Origin of the sequence: Nocardia sp. alder85J, from assembly GCF_020176955.2 — a bacterium.
Lineage (GTDB): Bacteria > Actinomycetota > Actinomycetes > Mycobacteriales > Mycobacteriaceae > Nocardia.
Genome location: NZ_JAIUCZ020000017.1, coordinates 24,626 through 49,467, shown reverse-complemented (window position 1 = coordinate 49,467; position 24,842 = coordinate 24,626). Strand labels below are relative to the sequence as shown.

Here is a 24,842-nt window from a genome sequence, read left to right as displayed (position 1 = left end):
ATGACGGCGGTGCTGGCGCTGGACATCGGGGCGACGAAGTTCGCGGCCGGGGTGGTCCGGGGAACGACGGTCGAGCAGGTGCGGCAGGCGCCGGTACCGGCCGAACGGGTGTGGGAGGGCTGCTGTGGGCTGTTGCGGGAGGTGGCCGCGGGGGAGACGGTGACCGCGGTCGGTATCGGGTCGGCGGGGCCGGTGCGGGTGTCCGAGGGGGTCATCGCGCCGCTCAACATTCCGGAGTGGCACACCGGATTTCCGATCGTCGCGGCGGTCGGGGAGGTCTTTCCCGGAGCGGTGGTCCGGCTCGCGGTGGACGGCGCCTGCCTGGTGCTGGCCGAACATCATGTGGGCGGATTGCGCGGGGTGCGCAACGGGATGGCCATGACCGTGTCGTCCGGGATCGGGGGCGGGATCGTCATCGATGGGCGGGTCGCGGTGGGCAACACCGGCAATGCCGGGCATGTCGGCCACATCGTGGTACCGGGGTGGGACACGCCGTGCGCGTGTGGCGGCCGCGGGTGTGTGGAGGCGGTGGCCAGCGGGATGTCCTCGGTGCGCTGGGCCCGGTCGCAAGGGTGGTCCGGCGCTACCGGAGTGGAGCTGGCGCGCGATGCGGCGGCCGGGGACGCGGTCGCGGTGGCGGCGCTGCACCGCGCGGGCACCGCGCTGGGCACGGCGATCTCGTCCGCGGCCGCGCTGCTCGACATCGACCGCGTGGTGATCGGCGGGGGATTCGCGGAATCCGGTGCGCCGCTGTGGGATCCGATGCGGGCCGCGATCCGGGAGCATGCCCGGCTGGCCTTCACCCGGGAACTGCGGGTGCTGCCGTCCGAGATCTCCGGCGGCGCCACCCTGGTCGGCGCCGGGGTGCTGGCCGGAGGCGGCGCGATCGGTGAACCGTGACGGCCGGAGCGGATCGGTTCGGCCGGTGCACCGTGCACTCCCGGAGGCGCCTCGGCCGGTGAATCGTGAACGGCCGGAGGCGGATCGGTTCATCCGGTGAACCCCGAACGGCCGGGGCCGGATCGGCTCGGCGACGGGAAAGCGCTCGTGGGAGGATTGTCGGCATGACCTACACCCTCGTGCTGCTGCGCCACGGCGAGAGCGAATGGAATGCCCTGAACCTGTTCACCGGCTGGGTGGACGTGCGCCTGACCGACAAGGGCATCGCCGAGGGTAAGCGGGCCGGCGAGCTGTTGAAGGAACACGGCATCCTGCCCGATATCGTCTACACCTCGCTGCTGCGCCGCGCGATCAGCACCGCGAACTTCGCCCTCGACGCCGCCGACCGGCACTGGATTCCGGTGGTCCGGGACTGGCGGCTCAACGAGCGGCACTACGGCGACCTGCAGGGCAAGAACAAGGCGCAGGTCCGGGACCAGTACGGCGAAGACCAGTTCATGTTGTGGCGGCGCAGCTACGACACCCCGCCGCCGCCGATCGCGGCGGATTCGGAGTACAGCCAGGACGGCGATCCGCGCTACGCCGGCATCGACGTGCCCGCGACCGAATGCCTGAAGGATGTCGTCGCGCGGATGGTCCCGTACTGGGAGGAGACCATCTCGCAGGAGCTGCTGACCGGCCGGACCGTGCTGGTCGCCGCGCACGGCAATTCGCTGCGCGCGCTGGTGAAGCATCTGGAGGACATCTCCGACGACGACATCGCCGCGCTGAACATCCCGACCGGCATCCCGCTGCGCTACGAGCTCGACGAGAATCTGCGCCCGATCGGTGCGGGCGAGTACCTCGATCCGGAGGCCGCCGCCGCGGGCGCGGCCGCGGTCGCCAATCAGGGTGCCAAGTAACACCTTTCGCACGCGCCCCGGATGTCCTCGGACGTCCGGGGCGCGTTCGTATGTCGGCCAGGTGTTCGAAATGCGCACTGGTCGGATGGGGGCCCGGCTGGTAGCGTTGGTCCGTTCAGCGCCCGGCGGCCGTTGAAAGACATTCTGCCAAGGGGGATTTCGATCCGTCACGGTTCCGGCTGCCGCGGCGGTGGGCGCGAGGGAATCCTTCCCGGAGCGCGATCCGGGTGAGCAGAAAAGGGAATGACACATGGGTGCAGCAAGCCGGGCCCGAGCGGTGCGTCGGGTTCTGGTGCTGACGGCCGCGTCGGTGAGTGCGGGGGCGGCGGCGTTGGCGGGGGCGGGCACGGCCGCCGCGGACGGGCCGGCCGTGATCGGCGGTGGTTCGGGGGTCTTCGTCGAACAACTCGACGATCCGGATTCGATCGGGGCCTGCACGATCACCGCGATCGGTTTCGACGCGAGCAACAAGCTGGTCGGGCTGACCGCCGGGCACTGCGGTGAGGTGGGTGCGCGGATCCTGGCCGAGGAGTCGGTGCATTCGGGCGTTATCGGCGTGATCGCCAACAAGAGCGCGGGCGGCGACTGGGGGGTGATCGAATTCGATCCGGCCCGGGTCACCCCCACCCGGCAGGTCGCGCAGTCGGTGATCGACGGTATCGGCGCGCCGCCGAACGTCGGCGATATCGCGTGCAAGAACGGCCGCACCACCGGGTACACCTGTGGTCTGGTCTGGGAGTCGAATCCGGTGTTCTTCCGGAGTCAGGTGTGCGCCAACCACGGTGATTCGGGTGCGCCGGTGCTGCTCGGTGATCGGGTGGTGGGCATGGTGATCGGCGCGACCGATATCGACGCCGGGCCGGTCAGCATCGAACTGCCGATGTGCGAGGGCGCCGGTGATCCGGTGCACGAGCCGGAGGTGGCGACCACCATCACCGCGGTGCTCGCGGACATCAACCACCACGGTGGGGTGGGCGCGGGGTTCCGTACCTTCTGATCGCCGGCCGGGCCCGACCGCGCGCTGCGGGTCGGGCCCGGATCGCCCCATGTGGATGGGCTTCGGTTCCGCTCGGCTCGACTGTGGTCCCGCTCGCATGTCGGCGGGTCCGGGTATCACCGGCCGCATGGCTGTGTCCCCGCCGTGCCGTGGCTGGGCCTGCGCTTTCGCCGACCGCTCCGGTGCGCGTACCGTGCCGGTGCGTGAGGGAATGAGAGAATTCTCTTCCAGTTGGTGTTACCGATGGTTGCAACCTACTGGTCGGTAGATACACTCTCGTTCGTTCGGTTCAGCGAGAGATGGATCACGTTCGATGAAGCACGCGTTTCGCGTCACAGTCGCGGCGACCGCCGCCGCCGTGGCGGTTCCCTTCTTCGCCACCGCGGTGACCCCGTCCGCCGCGTCCGCCGCCCCGGCGACCGCCGGCCCCGACGGGGGATCGGCCGGGACCGCGTGGGCCGCCGCCGAGGACGGTCCGCAGGACTACCCGAACATCCACATCGACTGGGATGTCCCGATCACCATGAGCGACGGCGTGGTGCTGAAGGCCAACGTGTACCGGCCCGCCGATGCCGCCGGACGGCCCGTCGACACCGCCACGCCGGCCATCGTCAACCTGACGCCCTACACCAAACTGCTGTCGGCGGTCGCCGATCAACTCCAGTCCGTGCCGGGGCTGTCGGACTCGCTGCTCGCCTTCTTCCGGAGCATCGATCTCGACGGCACCCCGATGTCCGGGCTCGGTGACCTGCTCAATGCCGTGGGCAACGGCGAGATGCGCAATTTCGCGGTCGACCGCGACCTGATCCGCGGCGGGTACACCCAGGTGGTGGTGGACGTGCGCGGCACCGGCTTCTCCCAGGGCGACTGGGACATGCTGCGCGACCGGGAACAGCAGGACTCGGTCGAGGTGATCGACTGGGCGGCGCGGCAGTCGTGGTCCGACGGCCGGATCGGCATGAACGGCATGTCCTACTCCGGCATCAACCAGTTGCAGGCCGCACAGCGACGGCCCGCCGCGTTGCGCGCGATCTTCCCGGTGGTGCCCGGCAGCGACCTCGTCGACGACGTGCTGGCGCCCGGCGGCGGCTTCGGTTTCAACTTCATCCCGCTGTGGCTGAGCCTGGTCGACGGCCTGAAGCTGGTGCCGGACCTGTCGGCGCTGGCGAACGGCACCTTCGACACCCGCTGGCTCGCCGACCGCGAGGCCGACCCCTTCACCTACATGGACGTGCTGCTGAGCGCCTACACCAGCACCCGGATCGAGGATCTGGACCCGCGGGTGCGCGACATGCTCACCGATGTCACCTCGGAACGGCAAGCGTGGCTGGGTGATCCGAGCCGGGTGCGGGTGCCGACCTTCGTCGTCGGCGGCTGGCACGACCTGTTCACCTACTCGGAATCGAAGATCTACGACGCGATTCCGCTGCCGCCGGGGCAGAAGCAGTTGCTGATGGGCAACACCTATCACGTGTCCTCCGGCAGCGAGGCCGGTAAGCCGGGCCTGCCGCCGCGGCTGGACGTGTTGCAGCGCGCGTGGTTCGACAAGTGGCTCAGAGGAATCGACAACGGTATCGACGAGTACGGCCCGGTGACCCTGCGGCAGCAGGGCGGCGGCTGGGTGACCCAGGGCGGTTTCGGTGCCTCCGAGCCGGCCGACGAGTCCGGGCGTTACCGGCGGATGTACTTGTCCGCCAACGGAACCGGCACCGCCGCGAGCGTATTCGACGGTGCGCTGAGCGGCGCGGCCGATCCGGACCCGGCCCAGCTGACCGTGGCGCCCGGCCTGACCATGCTGTGCTCCAACGACACCGCGCAGGCGACCATGGGACTGCTGTCCGTGGTGGACGCCTGCGCGCTGGACTCCCGGATCGCCGAGAGCAACGCGCTCACCTTCACCAGCGATCCGGTCGTCGGGCCGACCACGATCTCCGGGCCGATCGCGGCGCATCTGGAGACCGTGCAGGACGCCGCCGACGGGTACTGGGTGGTCACCGTGAACGACGTCGCCCCCGACGGCCGCTCGACCGTGCTGACCTCCGGTCAGCTGATGGCCTCGCTGCGGCAGGTCGACGAGGAGCACAGCGCCCGCTCGGACACCGGCGACTACACCGATCCGCGCGCCTACACCTCGCTGGACCGGCGGCAACCGACGGTGCCGGGCGAGCCGACCACCCTCGACATCGCGCTGCCCGCCACCAGCGCGGTGCTGCACGCGGGCCATCGGCTGCGGGTGGACGTGTTCGCGGGCAACTTCCCGAAGGGCCTGCCCATCACGCCGATGCTGCTCGACACCGGACTGCGGCCCGAGCATCTGCGACTGGATCCGGATGCGCCCAGCTACGTGAACATCTCCCTGCGCGGCGACACCGGCTGGTGAGTTCCTCCGATCGGTGTCCGGCCCGGCAGGGGTGGGCCGGACACCGATCGGACGTCGGACCGGACCGCCCGGCCACTGCGCGCCGGGCGGGCTCCGGCAGGCCGGGACGCACAACGGCGTGTGTCCCGGAATTCTCCGCCGCGGCCGATCGATCACCCGGTGATCCGGGGCGTGCGGCGGATATCACATTCGGGCCGGACAGCGGGTCGCGCGATACTCTGGATCACAATCAGGTGTCGTTCACATCGGTGTCGCCCGATCGTGAGACCCCCGGTGCCGGAAGGAAAAGTACCGGTGCCACCATTGTCGCCGCGGGAAAGTTCGGGAAATTCTGAACCACCGACCAGGGAGAATTTTTCGTAAACGCCGGGCTAATGCTCGCATAAGTGCCTGTGACCTGCGAGAAACTTCCCGGACCCGTGCTCGGGGAAGGCGTCGGCGACCGTACGATTCAATGGTGAGCGTTCCCGAGGCCGTGCTGTTGGCAGTACTTGCGGCCGTTGTTGGCCTGGCTGTCGGCGGGCTGCTCATTCCCTATGTGAACGCGCGGCAGGCGCAGCGTCGCGAGGCGGATTCCGGGCTGACCATGTCACAGGTGCTCGACCTCATCGTGCTCGCGTCCGAGAGCGGTATCGCGGTGGTCGACGAATACCGCGACGTGGTGCTGGTGAATCCGCGTGCGGAGGAACTCGGCCTGGTCCGCGACCGGTTGCTGGACGAACGCGCCTGGTCCGCGGTGGAGAAGGTGCTCGCCACCGGCGAGGACGTCGACTTCGACCTGACCGCCAAGAACCCGATGCCCGGCCGCAGCCGGATCGCGGTGCGCGGCGTGGCGCGGTCGCTGTCGCGCGAGGAGTCCAACTTCGTGGTGCTGTTCGGCGACGACGACTCCGAGCAGGCGCGGATGGAGGCGACCCGTCGCGATTTCGTGGCCAATGTGAGCCACGAGTTGAAGACCCCGGTCGGCGCGATGAGCCTGCTGGCCGAGGCGCTGCTGGAATCCGCCGACGATCCGGACTCGGTGCGGCACTTCGGTCAGCGGCTGCTCGCCGAATCCCGCCGGATGGGCAAGATGGTCACCGAGCTGATCGCGCTGTCGCGATTGCAGGGCGCGGAGAAGCTGCCGGAACTGGAGGCCGTCGACGTCGACACCGTCGTCAACGCCGCCATCGAGCGCTCCCGCACCGCCGCCGAGGCGGCCGGTATCACCGTCAGCACCGATTCCAACAGCGGGCTCGAGATCCTCGGGGACGAGACGCTGCTGGTCACCGCGCTGTCCAACCTGGTGGAGAACGCCATCAACTACTCGCCGAAGGGCTCGCACGTGTCGGTGAGCCGGTCGCTGCGCGGTGGTCACGTGAACATCGCCGTCACCGATCGGGGCATCGGTATCGCCAAGGAGGATCAGGAGCGGGTGTTCGAGCGCTTCTTCCGCGCCGACAAGGCGCGCTCCCGGGCGACCGGCGGCACCGGACTGGGACTGGCTATCGTCAAGCACGTGGCCGCGAACCACAACGGTGAGATAGCCCTGTGGAGCAAACTCGGTACCGGCTCCACGTTCACGCTGCGTATACCCGCTGTCGAGTCCGAAGACCAGATCTCCACCGTCCCGGTGGAGAAGAAGAATCCCGCCACGATCCAGGTGGGCAAGAAGGAAACCGGCGCACGCCCTGCGGCGCGCGCCAGACCCAACGGTGTGGAGGCAACCCGATGACGAGTGTGCTGATCGTCGAGGACGAAGAGTCGCTGGCCGATCCGCTCGCGTTCCTGCTGCGCAAGGAGGGGTTCGAGGTCACCGTGGTCGGCGACGGCCCGTCCGCCCTGGCCGAGTTCGATCGGTCCGGTGCCGACATCGTGCTGCTCGACCTGATGCTGCCCGGGATGAGCGGTACCGACGTGTGCAAGCAGTTGCGGACCCGCAGCAGCGTGCCGGTGATCATGGTGACCGCGCGCGACAGCGAGATCGACAAGGTGGTCGGGCTGGAGCTCGGCGCGGACGACTACGTCACCAAGCCGTACTCGTCGCGCGAACTGATCGCGCGCATCCGCGCGGTGCTGCGACGCGGCGCCGGTGAGGAGATGGACGGCACCAGCGAGAACGGTGTGCTGGAGGCCGGACCGGTCCGGATGGATGTGGACCGGCACACCGTGCAGGTCAACGGCAGGCCCGTGACGCTGCCGCTGAAGGAATTCGACCTGCTCGAATACCTGCTGCGCAACTCCGGGCGCGTGCTGACCCGCGGCCAGCTCATCGACCGGGTGTGGGGTGCGGACTATGTCGGCGACACCAAGACCCTGGACGTGCATGTGAAGCGACTGCGGTCCAAGATCGAGGCGGATCCGGCGAAGCCGGAACACCTGGTGACGGTCCGAGGCCTGGGCTACAAGCTCGAAGCTTGAGCGTGTCCGCCTCGCCGCGTTTTCCGGCCGTACGAGTCGGAGCCTCGGGAGTTGGTCACAGGTCCTGCGTGAGTGCCGCTCGGGTGGGAGTTTCCCGGGGAGTCACCCAGGTGCTCGCGAGATCAGTGGGTTGCGCCGGGAAGCTTCGGTTGTGCGGGTAAGGCGGCGGTCAGGGATTCGGCGGCGGTTGCCAGGTGGGTGCGGATGTCCGGGGACGGGATGGTGCCGTCTGCTGCCACGTCGGCGCTGAGGATCGGGATTCTGGTGCAGGCGGATTCGATGATGTCGGCGTCGACGTAGCCGAGGACCGTGCGCAGGGAGGTGGTGGCGCCGTCGCCGCGGCCGGGGACGGCGACGGTGATCCAGGCGACCGGCTTGGCGGACAGGTCGGCGGTGCCTACCGTCCACTCCAGGAGGTTCTTCAGGGCGCCGGGGATCAGGCCCGCGTACTCGGGGGTGCAGAAGAGGACGGCGTCGGCGGCGGCCAGGTGGTGGCGTAAACGGGTCACCGGTGGCGGGGATGGGTCGTCGCCGGGGACGAAGGCGGGGAGGGTGGTCAGCTCGTCGTAGAGGTGGGTCGAAATGCCTTGGGGGGCAACCTGTTGCAGGGTGCGCAGGGCTGCGGTGTTGGTCGAGCCGGTGCGCGTGCTGCCGGAGATCAGCAGGAGGTGTGTGCCCACGGGGTCTACAAGTCCGTGGGTCCGGTTCGTATTCCGTTGTTTTCCGGTGGGTTTCGGTCACGTGCCCCGCTGGTTCGCGGGTGCCGGGTGGCGCGGGTTCGGTCGCGGGCCGAGCGGTTCGGTTATTTCGCTGCTTTCGCCTCGGCTGCGGTGGTGGCCGGGTGGACGGCGATCAGGCCCAGGCCCTCGCGGCGTTTGCAGTGGCGGGCCAACTCGTCGTAGGCGGGTTTGCCGATCAGTTCGGTCAGTTCGGGGGCGTAGGACTGCCAGACCGGCCGGGTGCCGACGTGGGCGTCGGGGGAACCGGTGCAGTACCAGGCCAGGTCCTCGCCGCCGGGGCCCCAGCCGCGGCGGTCGTATTCGGTGATGACCGTGCGCAGGATCTGGACGCCGTCGGGGCGGTCCACCCAGTCCTGGGTGCGGCGGATCGGAAGCTGCCAGCACACATCCGGTTTCACGGTGAGGGGTTCGACGCCCTCGCGCATCGCCATGATGTGCAGGGAGCAGCCGACGCCGCCGGCGAAGCCGGGGCGGTTCAGGAAGATGCAGGCGCCGTCGTACCGGCGGGTGCGCAGGGCGGGCTCGTCGTCGAGTTCGTCCCGCTCGAGGTACAGCTTCGCGCGGACCCTGCCCTTGTCGTCGCGGGCCTCGTCCATCAACTGCCACTCGTCGGGTGTGAGAAGTTTCACAGCGCGCTGGAGTTTCTTGCGGTCGTCGGTGTCGCAGAGGAAGGCGCCGTGCGAACAGCAACCGTCGTCGGGGCGGCCGTCGATGATGCCCTGGCATGCGGGCGTGCCGAACACGCAGGTCCAGCGGGACAGCAGCCAGGTCAGATCTGCCACGATGGTGTGCTCGTCGTTGTCCGGGTCGGCGAATTCGAGCCACTCCCGCGGGAAGTCGAGCCCCACCTCGGGAGCGGGATCGATCTTCGCTGCTGGTCGCGGGCCCTTCGGGCGCTTCACGGCGGCGCGTTCCGTCACATCGCGAGACGCTAACAGCTCCGTCGCTGTCGCGGCGGTTGCGGGGGTTATCGGGTTACCCGTTCGCGCGGATGGTCCAACCCAGTACCGTGTTCTTGTGCGGTTGGGAGTGCTCGATGTGGGAAGCAATACCGTCCACCTGCTGGTGGTGGACGCCCATCGGGGTGGCCATCCGACGCCCATGAGCTCGACGAAGGCGACGTTACGACTCGCCGAGAACATGGACGATCAGGGGCGCATCACCGCCGCGGGCGCCGATCGGCTGACCGAGACCGTCGCCGAGTTCGCCAGCATCGCCGAGACGTCCGGATGCGAGCAGTTGATGCCGTTCGCGACCTCCGCGGTGCGCGAGGCGACCAACTCCGACGAGGTGCTGGCCCAGGTGCGGCGGGAGACCGGTGTCGAGTTACGGGTGCTCTCGGGCGCCGACGAGGCCCGGCTGACCTTTCTCGCGGTGCGGCGCTGGTATGGCTGGAGCGCCGGGCGCATGCTCAATCTGGATATCGGCGGCGGTTCGCTGGAGATGAGCAACGGCGCCGACGAGGCGCCGGATGTGGCGTTGTCGCTGCAACTGGGTGCGGGCCGGTTGACCCGCGAGTGGTTGCGCGAGGATCCGCCGGGCAAACGCCGGGTCGCGGTGCTGCGCGACTGGCTGGACGCCGAATTGGTGGTGCCGGGCAAGCAGTTGCTGGTTCCCGGGCGGCCGGATCTGGCGGTCGGCACCTCGAAGACCTTCCGATCCCTGGCCCGCCTGACCGGCGCCGCCCCCTCGGCGGCGGGCCCCCGGGTGCGGCGTATTCTCACCAGTTCCGGCCTGCGGCAGCTGATCGCCTTCATCTCCCGGATGACCGCCGCCGACCGGGCCGAGCTGGAAGGCGTCAGTTCCGATCGGTCGCAGCAACTGGTGGCCGGCGCATTGGTCGCGGAGGCGAGTATGCGGGCGTTGTCCCTGGACACCTTGGAAATCTGCCCGTGGGCGCTGCGCGAGGGACTGATTCTGCGCAAACTTGATACCGACCTGGACAGCGAACCGGGCGCCGGCAACAACCGGCCCACAGGTGTCCCCGGACCGACCGAAACGGTGTCGCGATGAGTGACGATTCCACGCAGTTGTCGGTGGCCGAACTGCTGGCGCGCAACGGCCACGGCACCCCCTCCACCGGCGGTGGGCGGCGACGTCGTGGCGGCCGCGGAATCCCGGTCAACGACCTGACCGGCGATCTGCCGGTCGTCCGGGACGGCTCGGCGCATGCCGCGCCCGACGAGGACGCCGCCGACGAGCCCGCGACGGGTCAGTCCACCCCGGACGCCGAGGCCCAGCCCGCCTATTCGCCACTGTCGGGTCCCATCGCGCTGTACGACCCGCTGTCGCCGAATCCGGCCGCGGCGCCGTGGCCCGCGTCGGAATCGTGGGCCGCGCCCGCGGCCGAGCCGCCGTCCTTCGGCGGGACGCCGCGGTATCAGACGCCGGCGATGCCGGATTCGTCGCTGCGTGACTCCGGCACCTTCGGCTGGCCCGATCCGGCGGCGCCGAGTCCGGCCGCGAGCGAGGCCGAGCGGCCCAACCCGTTCGCGGCGCCGGAGAACACGCCGCCCTCCGGTGGCCGCCGGGCGCGGCGGGAGGCGGCGGAACGGCTGTCGGATCAGATCGCGGGTGCGAGTGCGGAGAGCCCGGCGGCGCCCGCGCCGGAACGCGGTGGTCGCCGCCGGCGGCGACGCGAGGACGAGGACACTGCCGATGTGCCGCCGTTCCGCGGCACCGCGCGGGAGGCGGCCGAGCCGCCGGCCCTGCGCCGCCCGCCAGATCCACTGCCTCAGCCGCCCGCCCGGCCGGCGCCGAGTCCGGACGGCCGTCCCGGGCCGGATCCGCGTGCCGGGCAGAATCCCGACCCGCGTGCCGGGCAGAATCCCGATCCCCGTGCCGGGCAGGGGCCCGGCCCCCGTCCCGGACCGGGGCCGGAGGCCGGACCGGGAGCGCGCCCCGGCCCGCCACGACCGGGTGCGGGTCCCACAGCCTGGCAGTCCGGCGCTCCGCAGGGCCGCCCCGACGCGGCGGCCTCGCCCTGGGGGGTACCCGGCGCCGCGCCGATCCCGCCGGATCAGCGGCGTGATCCGGCCGGTGAGCGCACCGAATTCCTCGATCCGTCCCGGCTGCCGCGCTCGGCGCGCCGCGGTCCGAATCCGAATCCGGGTCCCGGCGAGCCGGACCTGCCCGAATGGTCCGCGCGCAGACGGAAGGCTCCCGACCGGCCCGCCCCCGGCAGCGAATGGCCGACCCGCGACGGCGGCCGCCGCCCGCGTGGCAAGGACGAGCAGCCGCCGGCGGGCGACGCGGTGGCGGCCGGCGCCCCCACCGCGGTCTGGTCCCTGGCCGGCCGCGATCAGCAGTTGCTGTCGGGTCCGACCCTCGCCGGGGATCTGATGCGCGACGCCGTCGACCGGGAGGCCCGGCGCGGCGAACCCGCGGGCCGCCGCGGTGCGCGCCGGGGCGCGGACGTTCGCGAGGACCTGCACGAGGACCTCGACGACCTCGACGACGAGAACGATTTCTACGATCCGGACCTGGACGACGACGAGGACCTGGACGACGACGAGGACGACCGCCCGGCCCGCCGCTCCCGGCGCCGCCCCGCGGTACGCCGCTCCTGGTCGCGTTCGCCGTCGACGGATCAGAACCGCAAGCAGTGGATGGTGCTCGGCGGCCAGGCCGTCGGCGCCGCCGTCGCGGGCATGTTGTTGTTCAAGGGCTTCGAGAAGATGTGGGACGTGTTCCCGTTCGTCGCCCTGGCGCTGGCCATGGTCGTGATCCTCGGGCTGGTGGCGCTGGTGCGGGTGTTGCGCCGTACCGACGACATCACCAGCACGGTGATCGCCGTTGTGGTCGGCATTTTCGTGACGTTGGGACCGCTGGCCTTCCTGCTCAGTACCAACTGAGCCCGGCCGGCAGTGGGGAGAGCCGTGCGGACAGCCATTCGGGTCGGTCTGTCGACGGCTTCGGTGTATCCGGAGAACACCGAGGCCGCCTTCCGCTACGCGGCCGAACTCGGATACGACGGCATCGAACTGATGGTCTGGGCGGAGGCGGCCAGCCAGCAGCTCGAGACCGTGCGGCAGTACCAGAGCCGCTACGAGATGCCGGTGCTGGCCGTGCACGCGCCCTGTCTGCTGATCTCGCAGCGGGTCTGGGGGTCGGACCCGATCGCCAAGCTGGAGCGCAGTGTGCGCACGGCGGAGGAACTGGGTGCCCGGACCGTGGTGGTGCATCCGCCGTTCCGCTGGCAGCGGCGCTATGCGGAGGGGTTCGCCGCGCAGGTCGCGGCGCTGGAGGAGCGCAGCCCGGTACTCGTCGCGGTGGAGAACATGTTCCCGATGCGGGCCGACACCCTGTTCGGCCGCGGTTCCGGCGCGGCGCGGCTGGAACGCCGCGGCGGGCCCGGCCTCTCGGTGACCGCGTTCAGCCCGTCCTACGATCCGACCGACGTCGGCTTCTGGCACTACACCCTCGACCTGTCGCACACCTCGACCGCGGGCATGGACGCGCGGGCGCTGGCCGATCGGATGGGTGCGGGCCTGGAACATCTGCACCTGGCCGACGGCCGGGGCGCGGCCCACGACGAGCACCTGATCCCCGGCGACGGCACCCAGCCGTGCGCCGAGGTCTGTGAGCAGTTGGTGCACAACGGTTTCCGTGGCCACGTCATCCTCGAGGTGAACACCCAGAACGCCCGCACCAGCTCCAACCGCGCCGCCATGCTGCACCGCGCGCTGACCTTCGCCCGAGCCCGTTTCGACGGCGCCCACCCGGGCGCGCAACCCTCCGGGCATCGGCACTGAGATGCGGCCTGCGGTGGCCCGAATCGGTCCGGCGGACCGCGGGTGCCGGCGCGGCCGGTGACGTCCGGGGTGCCGCTGGGTGGCCCGGCCGGTGTCGTCCGGTGCGGGCCGATGACGCGTGGTCCGGCCGCCGGGTGTCACGCGCGGGACAGCGCACCGGGTCGTTCGAGGCCGGATGTGATGCGGCCCTCATTCGTCCGGGGGAATCGAGACCGGAAATACGGCACTTATACGCTGTACGGTGAACGGCCGCCGGAGGGCTGCCGAGGCGAGAGGAGCAGCGGTGACCGAAGCAACCGCCCAGGCACGGACGGCGGCCGGAGGATCCGACACCGCACCCTTCGGCCGCGTCTGCGCGGTGACCGAACTGCCCTCGGACACCGCGGACATCGGCCGCTACCGCGGCTTCATCGAGGACACCTGGACCATCGGCCCGAAGCTGCACGGCGGCACCATGGTCGCCGGGAGCGCCGCGGCCGCCACCCGCTGGCTGCGCCGGACCGCGCCCGCCCTGGAGGGCATGTTCCCGATCGCGGCGAGCACCGACTTTCTCGGCGCACCCGATCCCGGCGAGGTCGAGTACGCGGTCCACATCCGTAAGACCGGCCGGCAGATCAGCCTGGTCGAGGCCGATCTGGTGCAGCACGGCCGCGCGCTGGTGCACACCACCTTCACCTTCGGCCACCTCGACGACACCCCGCCGGCGTACGCCGCCGACACCTTCGCGGACATGCCGGTGGCACCGCCCGCCGACGCCCTCGGCTATGGCGCGGAGGCCCCGATGGGCGACATCGTCCATGTCGCACACGGCGCCTCGATGCGGATGGACGGCGAATGGGCGCGATTCGCCGCGGGCGAGCAGGGTGCGCCGCGGTTGCGGCTGTGGATCCGGCCCCGGCCCGGCGACGAGCAGGACGACGACGTCGCGATCTACTTCGCCCTGATGGCCGGCGACATCAGCCCGCCGGTGACCATGAACCGGGGCGTGTTCGGCTGGGCCCCGACCGTGCAGCTGACCACCTATCTGCGCCGGCGGCCGGCCCCGGGCTGGTTGCGCGTGGTCGCCACCAGCACGCAGATCGGCAAGCGGATGTTCGACGAGGATCAGGTGGTGATCGACGCCACCGGCACGGTCGTGGTGCAGAGCCGCCAGCTGGCGCTGTTGCCGCAGTCCTCCTGGTAGCCGCTAGCCTTGGACGCCATGACGAGAATTGCGGTGATCGGCGGCGGACGAATCGGTGAGGCTCTGGTCGCCGGATTGTTGGAAGCCGGGACACCGGGCAAGGACCTGGTCGTGGTCGAGCCGATGCGGGTCCGCGCGGAATTCCTCGTCGATCGTTTCGGAATCCGGGTCACCGACAGCGTCGTCGACGCGGCGAACATGGCCGATCTGCTGGTGGTCGCGGTGAAGCCGCACGATGTCGACGCCGTGCTCACCGATCTGGCGAAGGCCGAACTCGACGGCGACCGGGACCAGCTGCTGGTCTCGCTGGCCGCCGGCATCACCACGGCCCGGCTGGAGGCCAAGCTGCCGGCCGGCTTCCCGGTGGTGCGGGTGATGCCGAACTCGCCGATGCTGGTCGGCCAGGGCATGAGCGCGATCGCGGCGGGCCGGTACGCCAAGGAGGCCGAACTGCGACTGGTCACCGAGCTGCTGGAGTCGGTGGGCCGGGTGGTCACCGTCTCCGAGGCGCAGATGGACGCGGTGACCGCGGTGTCCGGTTCCGGTCCGGCGTATCTGTTCCTGCTCGCCGAGGCGATGGTCGACGCGGGCGTCGGGCTGGGGCTGAGCCGGGACGTGACCACCCAGCTGGTGGTGCAGACCCTGCTGGGCTCCGCGGCGCTGCTGGCCGAGTCCGGACAGGGCCCGGTCGAGTTGCGGGCCGGGGTCACCTCGCCCGGTGGCACCACCGCGGCGGCGCTGCGCGAGCTGGAGCGTGGCGGGGTGCGGTCGGCATTCTGGGAGGCGTTGTTCGCCGCCCGGCAGCGATCGGCCGAACTGGGTGCGACCGAGAGCTGAATGGCGATCGAATCCTATTTCTCCCACCCGTCGCAGTAATCCCACTGGCCCCGCTAAGCTTCAAGGAGCACGTGCGTGTCTGTTCCGCTGGTGGGGAAGCCGGCGGCGCGGACGTGCCGGAGGTCAGTGGCGCAATGATGTCTGGAAACAGCTCTGCGAGTGGTCCGGTGCTCGGCGGTGGGACACAGTTCCTCACCGTGGCCGAGGTGGCGAATCTGATGCGGGTATCGAAGATGACGGTGTATCGGCTGGTGCATTCCGGAGAGCTACCCGCGGTGCGGGTGGGTCGGTCCTTCCGGGTGCATGCCAGGGCCGTTCACGACTACCTGCAGACGTCGTATTTCGACGCCGGCTGACTCGCCCGGGCCGGCCGTCCGACACCCGGCGCAGGCCGGGCCGTTTCGTTCGGCCACGGTCGGCCCGGTACCATGAACCACCGTCGTGTTCGCCTGCCGGTGGTGCCCTTTCGGAGCCGGCACCGGGGAGCGCGAACACTGGGCGTACGTAAACCGGCGTGCGCGCCGAGGTAGAAGAGAGAACGCGAGGAACAGCCCTATGGGTTCTGTGATCAAGAAGCGCCGCAAGCGGATGTCGAAGAAGAAGCACCGCAAGCTGCTGCGCCGCACCCGGGTGCAGCGTCGCAAACTCGGCAAGTAACACGGTATCGGCCGGCCGCGTCCACAACGCGCGCGTAACGGTCAGTTCGCTGTCGAGGCCCGTCACCGTTCGGTGGCGGGCTTTTCGTTTTCCGGCAGTGGAAGTGAACGTAAGAAGCTGGTTAATACTCTGGCGTGCGGGGTAGGTACGGTTAGGCTGGAGCACGGGAAATGGGGGCTGCACAGGTGGGATCCGGTATGGGAACTGGTGCGCGTGACGGACATGTGTCGAAGGTCGTGCTGGTCACCGGGGCCAGCCGCTTCTTCGGCAGTGCCGTCGTTGCTGCGCTCGCCGCCGATCCCACTGTGGAGCGTGTGCTCGCCGTGGACGCCAGGACGCCGGCGCCGGAACTGCGACAGGATTTCGGCCGCGCCGAGTTCATTCGCGCGGATATTCGAAATCCCTTGATACGTAAGGTGATCGACGGTCACGACGTGGACACGGTGGTGCATCCGGCGGTGCTGTCGCGGCCACCGGCGGGCGGCGGCCGGGCGGCCATGAAGGATTACAACGTCTTCGGCGCGATGCAGTTGCTGGCCGTCTGCCGCAAGGCGCCCAGCGTGCGCCGGGTGGTGGTGCGCTCGTCGTCGGCGGTCTACGGCTGCGGGCCGAAAGATCCCGCGAAATTCACCGAGGAAATGAGTGCGCGCACCCCGCCGCGAGGTGCGTTCGCGCGCGACATGATCGATGTCGAGGGATTTGTTCGCGGTCTGGCGCGTCGGCGCCCGGATATCGCGGCCGCAATATTACGATTTCCGCCGATAGTGGGTCCGCGGCTGGTCGATCGGTGCATGGAGATTTTCCGGTCGCCGGTCACGCCCACCATTCTGGGCCGTGATCCGCGCCTGCAACTGCTGCACGAGCAGGACGCGATCTCGGCGCTGGTGCACGCGGTGTCGCGGGCACCAGGCGGTACGTTCAACGTCGCCGGCGACGGCGCGCTCACCCTGTCCCAGGCGATCCGCCGGGCCGGGCGGATCGAGGTTCCGGTGCCGTTCACGGCGTTCCGCACCGTCGGTCGGGCGCTCATGGGACCGGTGATGCGAGGTTTCACGGCCGAGCAGATCGACTATTTCCATTACGGATGCGGCCTGGACACCACCCGGATGCGCGCCGAATTCGGTTTCCAGCCGCGCTGGACGACCGTACAGGCGTTCGACGACTTCGTCGGGAGCGCAGCGTTGCGGCCCGTCATCGATCCGCGGTGGATCGACGCGGCAGAATCGACACTTCTCGGCCTTGTCGGGGCCGGAGCGGGAGCAGACCAATGAGCGACGTGGCGAAGGTGATCCGATTACGAGACGTGGACTTCGGGGCGCGTCCGGCTGCCCGGCGGCCGGACGAATCCGGCCCGCGCCGTCCGGTCACGTCGCTGGCGGAGCGGCGGGCCGAGTCCGCGCCGCCTCCGCCGGATTCGGATCCGCGCCTGGATCGGGTGCGCGACGCGGTGACCGCGGGTATCCGTGGCACCGCCGAATTCGCCCGCAAGCGGCTCACCGGTGACTACCGGGTCGACGAGTTCGGCCTCGACGACCATCTGCTGGAGTCGGTGATCCTGCCCTCGCTGCGGCCGCTGTCGAAGCTGTGGTTCCGGGTGGAGGTGCAGGGCATCGAACACCTGCCGGAATCGGGTGCGGCGCTGATCGTGGCCAATCATGCCGGGGTGCTGCCGCTGGACGCGCTGATGTTGCAGGTGGCGGTGCACGACGAACATCCCGGCCACCGGACGCTGCGGCTGCTGGCCGCCGACAAGGTGTTCGAGACGCCGGTGCTGGGCGGGCTGGCCCGTAAGGCCGGGCACACCCTGGCCTGCCCCGCCGATGCCGAGCGACTGCTCCGCTCCGGCGAGTTGACCGGCGTGTTCCCGGAGGGTTTCAAGGGCATCGGCAAGCCCTATTCCGAGCGCTACAAGTTACAGCGGTTCGGTCGCGGCGGATTCGTGTCAGCGGCGGTGAAGACCGGCGTGCCGATCGTGCCGTGCGCGATCGTCGGGGCCGAGGAGATCTACCCGAAGATCGGCGACCTCAAGCCGCTGGCCCGGCTGCTGGGCCTGCCGTACTTCCCGGTCACGCCGCTGTTCCCGCATCTGGGTGTGCTGGGGCTGGTCCCGCTGCCGTCGAAGTGGACCATCGTCTTCGGCGAGCCGATCCCGACCTCCGGCTACGCGCCGGAGGAGGCCGACGATCCGATGACCATGTTCGAGATCACCGATCAGGTCCGGGAGACCATCCAGCAGACGCTGTACCAGCTGCTCACCCGCCGCGGTAACCCGTTCACCGGCTGAGCGCGGCGGCCGGAGCCGCTGCGGCCGCGGTCGAAGGGCACTGTCGCGGCGGTCACGGCGCCGCGACCACCGCACTGTTCGGTGGCCGAGGTCACCGCGCCGCGGTCGCGCTCACTGCTCGGCGGCTTCGCGCTTGCGGGTCAGCACCGCGGCCGCCGCGCCGCCGGCCGCGCCGAGGGCGAGCGCCGTGGGCACGCCGATCTTGGCGGCTTTGCGCCCGGTGCGGAAATCGCGGATCTCCCAGCCGCGATTCTTCGCCACCTCGCGCAGATCGGAATCCGGATTGATCGCCACCGCGGTACCGACCAGCGACAGCATCGGAATGTCGTTGTGGCTGTCGGAATAGGCGGTGCAGCGCTTCAGATTCAGGCCCTCGCGCACGGCCAGTGCGCGTACCGCGTGCGCCTTGCCGAGGCCGTGCAGAATATCGCCGACCAGACGTCCGGTGAACATTCCGTCGGTGCTCTCCGCGACCGTGCCGAGCGCTCCGGTCAGCCCCAGCCGTTTGGCGATGACCTGGGCCAGTTCGACCGGTGTCGCGGTCACCAGCCACACCTGCTGACCGGCGTCCAGATGCATCTGCGCCAGCGCCCGGGTACCGGGCCAGATCTTGTCGGCGATGATCTCGTCGTAGATCTCCTCGCCGAGTGCGGCCAGTTCCGCGGTGGACCGCCCGGCGATGAAGGCGAGCGCCTTCTCCTTGCCGCTGGCCATGTCGCCCTGGCTTTCCCGGCCGGTGACCCGGAATTTCACCTGTTTCCAGGCCATATCCATCAGATCGCTGGTTTTGAAATACTTCCGCGCGGCCAGGCCGCGCGCGAAATGCACGATGGAGGCACCCTGCACCATCGTGTTGTCGACATCGAAGAACGCGGCCGCGGTCAGATCCCGCGACGGCAGCAAATCCGTTTCCGCCGCGCCGGATTCCGCCAGTTCGGCGTCGTGCAGCGCGAGCGCGGCATCGGCGCTGGCCTCACCGGCGAGGTTGGCCCGCACCTCCTCCTCGGTCGGGCCGAAAGGACTGCGGGTGATGCGGGTGAGCTGGTCGGACAGGCCCTGGCTCCAGCGCGCCGGGAACTCGCCGAACCTGCCCGCGATGAACCCCGTCCTCGCATCCTTCGATCGTTCCGGCACAAGTACCTCCTCGCGCGGGGGCTCGTCGCCCCGCGTCCATGGTCCAGCATGATGGATCTCATGGCCAATTCGACACATTCGGTGACATTGCTGACCCGCCCCGGTTGTGGATTGTGCACCACGGCGCTGGCGCAACTGCGGGTGATCTGCGCGGATTTCGGCATCGAACCGGATACCGTCGATGTCGACGCGGCGGCGGCGACCGATGCGAGCCTGCGCGCCGAGTTCGGCGACCGGCTGCCGGTGGTTTTGCTGAACGGACGTGAGCACAGCTACTTCGACGTGGACGAACCGCGCCTGCGCGCGGATCTGGGACGTCGCCCGTAGTATCCGCATGTGTCCTGGGACACATCGAGCCCGGCGGCCTTCGGCGCGTTGGGTGGCCGTCGTGCGGATCGCCGGGGTTGAATATCCCCGCACAACCCGGCGTCCACGCGCCCCACGCCGGTGGATACGAATAAAAGAACAGCGCGCGTGAGAGTGACCGAATTCACCGACTTTGTGCAGGGCTTCACAAGCGGTTACGGTGGTGGCACGCAAGCCGCCTGCTTCTGGCAGCGGAGCACCCTGAACCCCGATGATTCGCCACCGGCGCTGTCCCGGCGTCGGCGGAGACGGCGCCGAGAGCACGGTGCCGAACGAACTGCATGCGACACCGGACACCAACCCCCGGCCGGACGAGGAGCCGAACGACGTGACAGAGCAGCATGAGACGCCCGGTGGCGTCTCCGGCAGGGCTCTGACCGTGCAACGGGAAATTCCGCAGGCCACGGTGACCCGCTTGGCGACCTATCTCCGGGTGCTCGCCGTACTCGCCGACGAAGGTGTGCTCATCGTATCGAGTGAGGAACTCGCTGTCGCGGCGGGTGTCGGTTCGGCCAAGCTGCGCAAGGATCTGTCCTTCCTGGGCCCCAACGGAGTCCGCGGCGTCGGCTACGACGTGGCCAGGTTGCGCGCCCGCATCGAGGACGCGCTCGGCCTGTCCGACGGGCACCGGGTGATCCTGATCGGCGCCGGCAATCTCGGCCGCGCGCTGGTCGGTTACCGCGGCTTCCGGCGGCGCGGGTTCAGTATGGTCGGCGTCTTCGACCAGGATCCGGCGCTGATCGGCGATTCGATCACCGGACTCGCCGTCCGCGACGTCGCGGCCCTGGCCGACGCGGTGGCGGAGCTGGAGCCCACCATTGCCGTCATCGCCGTGCCGGACGCCGCCGCGCAGGCGGTCTGCGACGACTTGGTCGCCGCCGGGTTGCGCAGCATTCTCAGCTTCTGTTCGATCACGCTGGAGGCGCCGGCGGCCGTCGAGGTCCGGCGGGTGGACCTGGCCGTCGAACTCCAGATGCTGTCCTTCGAACAGGCGCGTACCGCCGGCAGCGACGCCACCGAGCAATCGGTGGCCCGCGGTGTCGCGACGGGCGCGACGGTGCACCCCGTCACCTGGTCCTCGGGCCATACGGGACATGGTCGCGGCGGCGCCCCCGCCGCGATCTGCCAAGCCGCGCACACGGCGGCACAGGCCGGGCAAACGGCAACGGAGCCAAGCAACAAGGGATCGGTGGTTGCACCATGAGCGTGCTTCTGGTCGGTGTTTCACATCGCAGTGCCCCCGTAGCGGTGCTGGAGAAGGTCGCGATCACGGAGGACGACCGCCCCAAACTGACCGATCGGATGCTCGCGTCACAGCACGTCGCCGAAGCCATGATCGTGTCCACCTGCAACCGGGTGGAGATCTACGCGGTGGTCGACGCCTTCCACGGCGGTCTCGGTGAGATCGGTGACCTGCTCGCCAAGCACTCCGGGCTGCCGCTGCCGGAACTCACCAAACACGCCTACGTCCGCTACAGCGAGGCCGCCGCCGAGCACCTGTTCGCGGTGGCCAGCGGCCTGGACTCGCTGGTGGTCGGCGAACAGCAGGTGCTCAGTCAGATCCGCGCCGCCTACGCCGCCGCCGACGCGCAGCAGGCCGCCGGGCGCACCCTGCACGAACTGGCCCAGCACGCGCTGCGGGTCGGCAAGCGGGTGCACAGCGAGACCGGGATCGATTCGGCCGGCGCCTCGGTGGTGTCGGTGGCGCTGGACCGCGGCCGCGCGGTCCTCGGCGATCTCACCGGCCGCACCGCGGTCGTGGTGGGTGCGGGTGCGATGGGCGGCCTGGCGGCGGCGCATCTGGCACGCGCCGGGGTGGGCCGGATCATCGTGGTCAACCGCACGCTGGAACGCGCGCAGCGGCTCGCGCACACCGCCGAGACCATGCACGGCGTGCCCGCCACCGCGGTGGAACTGTCCGGGCTGGTCCCCGCGATGGCCACCGCCGATCTGGTGCTGACCAGCACCGGCGCCATCGGCACGGTCGTCACCCTGGCCGACGCGCACCGAGCGCTGGCCTCGCGCTCCGGCCGGCATCTGGTCGTCTGCGACCTGGGCCTGCCCCGCGACGTGGATACCGCGGTCGCGGGCCTGCCCGATGTGACCGTGATCGACATGGAGACCCTGCAGCGCGATCCGGCGGCCGGTGCGGCCGCCGCCGACACCGTCGCCGCGCGGGCCATCGTCGCCGAGGAACTCGCGAAGTACCTGTCCGGCCAGCGGGTCGCCGAGGTGACGCCCACGGTGGCGGCGCTGCGGCAGCGCGCGGCCGAGGTGGTCGAGGCCGAACTGCTGCGGCTGGAGGGCCGGCTGCCGGGCCTGGCCACCACCGAGCGCAACGAGGTGGCCCGCACCGTCCGCCGCGTGGTCGACAAACTGCTGCACGCGCCCACCGTCCGCGTCAAACAGCTGGCCTCCACCCCCGGCGGCGGCAGTTACGCCGAGGCGCTGCGCGAACTGTTCGAACTGAAACCCGGTGCGGCCCAAGCGGTTGCCGCCCCGATGGAGATCTCGGCGCTCGGCGAACTCGCCGACGATTTCACCCCCGGCCACGAGCAGGGGAACCACTCATGAGTGAGTCGACCTTGCAGGAGCTGGACATGTCGCAATCCGGTGGTGTCGGAACGTTGCAGTCGCGGGGTGGCGGGACAGCGGAGTCGCGGGGCACCGCCGTGGCGCCGTGGCGGATCGGCACGCGCGGCAGTCTGCTGGCGCTGACCCAGGCCGGAACCGTCCGGGACGCCCTGATCGCGGCCGGGCAGCAGGCCGATCTGGTGATCGTCAAGACCGCCGGCGACCAGTCCGCCGCGCCGGTGCAGCAGATCGGCGTCGGCGTGTTCACCACCGCCCTGCGCGACGAACTCGCCGCCGGCGCCATCGACCTGATCGTGCACTCCTACAAGGATCTGCCGACCGCGGCGGACCCGCGCTTCGTGATCGCGGCGATCCCACCCCGGGAGGACCCCAGAGACGCGCTGGTCGCCCGCGACGGGATGGTGCTCGGCGAGCTGCCCGCCGGCGCCCGGGTCGGCACCTCGGCCCTGCGCCGGATCGCCCAGTTGCGGGCTCTCGGCCTGGGCCTGGAGCTGGTGCCCCTGCGCGGCAATGTCGACACCCGGCTGCGCAAGGTCTCCGAGGGCGAACTCGACGCCGTAGTGGTCGCTCGTGCGGGCCTGGCCCGGCTCGGACGCCTCGACGTCGTCACCGAATCCCTGGAACCGGTGCAGATGCTGTCCGCCCCCGCACAGGGTGCGCTGGCCATCGAATGCCGCGCCGACGATCCGAGCCTGGTCGAGGTGCTCACCGTCCTCGACGATCCGGGCACCCGGGCCGCGGTGATCGCCGAACGTGCGCTGCTGGCCGAGTTGGAGGGCGGTTGTACCGCTCCGGTCGGCGCGCTGGCCGAGGTGGTCGAGTCGTTCGACGACGACGACCGCCTCATCGAGGAACTGTCGCTGCGCGGGTGCGCGGCGGCGATCGACGGCTCGGACGTGATCCGGGCCTCGGTGGTCGGCCCGCTCGCGGACGCCGAGCAGCTGGGCCGGTCCCTGGCGCGCGAGCTCCTGGAGCTGGGGGCGCGCGACCTGCTCACGCAGCGCGACGACGCCACCACCCCCGCAGACTTCAGCAACCCCAGCCCAATGGAGAACACTCAATGAGCGTGAGCCGAGTCATCACCAAGAAGCACCTCGGTCGGATCCTGTTCGTCGGGTCGGGACCGGGCGACCCGGCGTTGCTCACCGTGCGGGCCCGCGAGGTCCTCGGCCGCGCCGAGCTGGCCTTCACCGATCCCGACGTCGACCGGGGAGTGCTGGCCCTGGTCGGAACCGACGTGGAGCCGGGACCCGACGGGGAACGGCCCGTCGACGTGCGTCCGGCGCTCGGCGATCCGGCGGAGGTCGCCAAGACGCTGATCGCCGAGGCCCGCAACGGCGCCGACGTGGTCCGCCTGGTCTCCGGCGACCCGCTGACCACCGATTCGGTGATCGCGGAGGTCAACGCCGTGACCCGCTCGCACATGACCTTCGAGGTGCTGCCCGGACTGCCGTCGGGCACTACCGTGCCCGCCTACGCCGGTATCGCGCTGGGCTCCACGCACACCGAGGTCGACGTGCGCGGTGAGGTGGACTGGGCGTCGGTGGCCGCCGCACCCGGGCCGCTGGTGCTGCACGCCACCTCCGGACATCTGGCCGAGACCGCCTCCGCGCTGGTCGAGCACGGCCTCGCGCCGCAGACCCCGGTCGCGGTGACCGTGCGCGGCACCACCCGGCAGCAGCGCAGCATCGAGTCCACGCTGGCCACGCTCAACTCCGCTGCCTCCGAAATGGTCGGGCCGCTGGTGGTCACGGTCGGCAAGGAGGTCGAGCGGCGCTCGAAGATGTCCTGGTGGGAGTCGCGTGCCCTCTACGGCTGGACGGTCCTGGTGCCGCGCACCAAGGAGCAGGCCGGTGAGATGAGCGAGAAGCTCGTCATGCACGGCGCCATCCCGATGGAGGTGCCGACCATCGCGGTCGAGCCGCCGCGCAGCCCCGCCCAGATGGAGCGCGCGGTGAAGGGCCTGGTCGACGGCCGCTACCAGTGGGTGGTGTTCACCTCCACCAACGCCGTGCGCGCGGTGTGGGAGAAGTTCGGCGAATTCGGCCTGGACGCCCGCGCGTTCTCCGGTGTGAAGATCGCCTGCGTCGGTGAGGCGACGGCCGAGCGGGTGCGCTCCTTCGGCATCAACCCGGAACTGGTACCCAGCGGTGAACAGTCCTCCGAAGGTTTACTGGCCGACTTCCCGCCCTACGACGACGTTTTCGACCCGGTGAACCGGGTGCTGTTGCCGCGGGCGGACATCGCGACCGAAACCCTCGCCGAGGGCCTGCGCGACCGTGGCTGGGAGATCGACGACGTCACCGCGTACCGCACCGTCCGCGCCTCGCCGCCGCCGGCGGAGACCCGCGAGATGATCAAGACCGGCGGTTTCGACGCGGTCCTGTTCACCTCGTCCTCGACGGTCCGGAACCTGGTCGGCATCGCGGGTAAGCCGCACGCCCGCACCATCGTGGCGTGCATCGGCCCGAAGACCGCCGAGACCGCCGTGGAATTCGGCCTGCGCGTGGACGTGCAGCCCGAGGTGGCGCAGGTGGGCGCTCTGGTCGACGCCCTCGCCGAACACGCGGCCCACCTCCGCGCCGAGGGCCTGCTGCCCCCGCCGCGGAAGAAGAGCCGCCGCCGGTAGTCGCCCGGCCGCGGCCCGGTCGCTCGCCGGAACCGGCAGGACCGGATGCCCGACGGCGGCCGATTGGACGCGGGACAGCGGCGA

22 protein-coding genes and 1 pseudogene are annotated in these 24,842 nt (G+C 70.3%); 20 read left to right on the top strand and 3 right to left on the bottom strand.

Translation table 11 applies throughout. The features are described 5' to 3' along the window. The 6 genes from LBW94_RS41395 (at position 1) to LBW94_RS41370 (ending at position 7,579) form a co-directional block, all read left to right on the top strand. Positions 1–900, top strand: a complete 900-nt coding sequence (locus LBW94_RS41395) for an ROK family protein (RefSeq protein ID WP_225056834.1) — start codon at positions 1–3, stop codon at positions 898–900. A 155-nt stretch (positions 901–1,055) separates the two neighbouring features. Next, positions 1,056–1,802, top strand: a complete 747-nt coding sequence (locus LBW94_RS41390) for a phosphoglyceromutase (RefSeq protein ID WP_225057040.1) — start codon at positions 1,056–1,058, stop codon at positions 1,800–1,802. Between the two features lie 250 nt (positions 1,803–2,052). After that, positions 2,053–2,799 (top strand): S1 family peptidase, encoded by a 747-nt coding sequence (locus LBW94_RS41385; RefSeq protein ID WP_225056836.1) that lies wholly within the window; start codon positions 2,053–2,055, stop codon positions 2,797–2,799. 313 nt (positions 2,800–3,112) lie between these two features. Further along, on the top strand, positions 3,113–5,179 hold the full coding sequence (locus tag LBW94_RS41380) for a CocE/NonD family hydrolase (RefSeq protein ID WP_225056838.1): 2,067 nt from the start codon (positions 3,113–3,115) through the stop codon (positions 5,177–5,179). Between the two features lie 457 nt (positions 5,180–5,636). Beyond that, a complete protein-coding gene (locus LBW94_RS41375) occupies positions 5,637–6,893 on the top strand; it encodes a sensor histidine kinase (RefSeq protein WP_225056840.1) in 1,257 nt (418 codons plus the stop codon). Next, on the top strand, positions 6,890–7,579 hold the full coding sequence (locus tag LBW94_RS41370; RefSeq protein ID WP_225056841.1) for a response regulator transcription factor: 690 nt from the start codon (positions 6,890–6,892) through the stop codon (positions 7,577–7,579). The genes LBW94_RS41375 and LBW94_RS41370 overlap by 4 nt, the downstream gene beginning before the upstream one ends. Before the next feature lie 122 nt (positions 7,580–7,701). Here LBW94_RS41370 and LBW94_RS41365 read toward each other — a convergent pair whose 3' ends face one another. Further along, a complete protein-coding gene (locus LBW94_RS41365) occupies positions 7,702–8,259 on the bottom strand; it encodes an NADPH-dependent FMN reductase (protein WP_225056843.1) in 558 nt (185 codons plus the stop codon). A gap of 122 nt (positions 8,260–8,381) precedes the next feature. Further along, a complete protein-coding gene (locus LBW94_RS41360; protein ID WP_416277062.1) occupies positions 8,382–9,167 on the bottom strand; it encodes a hypothetical protein in 786 nt (261 codons plus the stop codon). A 169-nt stretch (positions 9,168–9,336) separates the two neighbouring features. Between LBW94_RS41360 and LBW94_RS41355 the strand changes: the two genes are divergently transcribed. The 9 genes and pseudogenes from LBW94_RS41355 (at position 9,337) to LBW94_RS41315 (ending at position 18,034) form a co-directional block, all read left to right on the top strand. Beyond that, a complete protein-coding gene (locus LBW94_RS41355) occupies positions 9,337–10,332 on the top strand; it encodes a Ppx/GppA phosphatase family protein (RefSeq protein ID WP_225056847.1) in 996 nt (331 codons plus the stop codon). Between the two features lie 1,592 nt (positions 10,333–11,924). Beyond that, positions 11,925–12,173, top strand: a pseudogene (locus LBW94_RS44670) (hypothetical protein); the annotation flags it as partial. Between the two features lie 24 nt (positions 12,174–12,197). After that, positions 12,198–13,073, top strand: coding sequence for a sugar phosphate isomerase/epimerase family protein (locus LBW94_RS41345; RefSeq protein ID WP_225056850.1), 876 nt, complete (start codon positions 12,198–12,200; stop codon positions 13,071–13,073). 283 nt (positions 13,074–13,356) lie between these two features. Further along, a complete protein-coding gene (locus LBW94_RS41340; protein ID WP_225056852.1) occupies positions 13,357–14,256 on the top strand; it encodes a thioesterase family protein in 900 nt (299 codons plus the stop codon). Between the two features lie 18 nt (positions 14,257–14,274). After that, positions 14,275–15,093, top strand: coding sequence for a pyrroline-5-carboxylate reductase (proC, locus tag LBW94_RS41335; RefSeq protein WP_225056853.1), 819 nt, complete (start codon positions 14,275–14,277; stop codon positions 15,091–15,093). Between the two features lie 134 nt (positions 15,094–15,227). Continuing rightward, complete coding sequence (locus LBW94_RS41330) at positions 15,228–15,449, top strand: helix-turn-helix domain-containing protein (RefSeq protein ID WP_052173005.1); 222 nt, start codon at positions 15,228–15,230, stop codon at positions 15,447–15,449. A gap of 199 nt (positions 15,450–15,648) precedes the next feature. Continuing rightward, entirely contained in the window at positions 15,649–15,750 is a 102-nt protein-coding gene (locus tag LBW94_RS41325; protein ID WP_003402602.1) for a 30S ribosomal protein bS22, read from the top strand. A 197-nt stretch (positions 15,751–15,947) separates the two neighbouring features. Beyond that, positions 15,948–17,021: an NAD-dependent epimerase/dehydratase family protein gene (locus LBW94_RS41320; RefSeq protein WP_225056855.1), complete on the top strand. Its 1,074-nt coding sequence runs from the start codon at positions 15,948–15,950 to the stop codon at positions 17,019–17,021. Beyond that, the gene (locus LBW94_RS41315; RefSeq protein WP_225056857.1) at positions 17,018–18,034 is read left to right on the top strand and encodes a lysophospholipid acyltransferase family protein; all 1,017 of its coding nucleotides are present in this window, start codon (positions 17,018–17,020) and stop codon (positions 18,032–18,034) included. The genes LBW94_RS41320 and LBW94_RS41315 overlap by 4 nt, the downstream gene beginning before the upstream one ends. Before the next feature lie 111 nt (positions 18,035–18,145). Here the strand turns inward: LBW94_RS41315 and LBW94_RS41310 are convergent, their stop codons facing one another. Continuing rightward, the gene (locus LBW94_RS41310; protein WP_416277058.1) at positions 18,146–19,168 is read right to left on the bottom strand and encodes an HAD family hydrolase; all 1,023 of its coding nucleotides are present in this window, start codon (positions 19,166–19,168) and stop codon (positions 18,146–18,148) included. Positions 19,169–19,228: 60 nt separating this feature from the next. Between LBW94_RS41310 and LBW94_RS41305 the strand changes: the two genes are divergently transcribed. The 5 genes from LBW94_RS41305 to LBW94_RS41285 all read left to right on the top strand — a co-directional run bounded on the left by LBW94_RS41305 (position 19,229) and on the right by LBW94_RS41285 (position 24,758). Beyond that, positions 19,229–19,495: a glutaredoxin family protein gene (locus LBW94_RS41305; RefSeq protein WP_225056859.1), complete on the top strand. Its 267-nt coding sequence runs from the start codon at positions 19,229–19,231 to the stop codon at positions 19,493–19,495. Positions 19,496–19,862: 367 nt separating this feature from the next. After that, positions 19,863–20,738 carry a redox-sensing transcriptional repressor Rex gene (locus LBW94_RS41300; RefSeq protein ID WP_225056861.1) on the top strand — a complete coding sequence of 292 codons (876 nt, stop codon included), beginning with the start codon at positions 19,863–19,865 and terminating at the stop codon, positions 20,736–20,738. Next, on the top strand, positions 20,735–22,108 hold the full coding sequence (locus LBW94_RS41295; RefSeq protein WP_225056863.1) for a glutamyl-tRNA reductase: 1,374 nt from the start codon (positions 20,735–20,737) through the stop codon (positions 22,106–22,108). The genes LBW94_RS41300 and LBW94_RS41295 overlap by 4 nt, the downstream gene beginning before the upstream one ends. Beyond that, positions 22,105–23,193 carry a hydroxymethylbilane synthase gene (gene hemC, locus LBW94_RS41290; protein WP_225056865.1) on the top strand — a complete coding sequence of 363 codons (1,089 nt, stop codon included), beginning with the start codon at positions 22,105–22,107 and terminating at the stop codon, positions 23,191–23,193. The genes LBW94_RS41295 and hemC overlap by 4 nt, the downstream gene beginning before the upstream one ends. Then, positions 23,190–24,758, top strand: a complete 1,569-nt coding sequence (locus LBW94_RS41285) for a bifunctional uroporphyrinogen-III C-methyltransferase/uroporphyrinogen-III synthase (RefSeq protein ID WP_255634051.1) — start codon at positions 23,190–23,192, stop codon at positions 24,756–24,758. Before hemC ends, LBW94_RS41285 begins: the two co-directional genes overlap by 4 nt. The last annotated feature ends 84 nt before the right edge of the window (positions 24,759–24,842 follow it).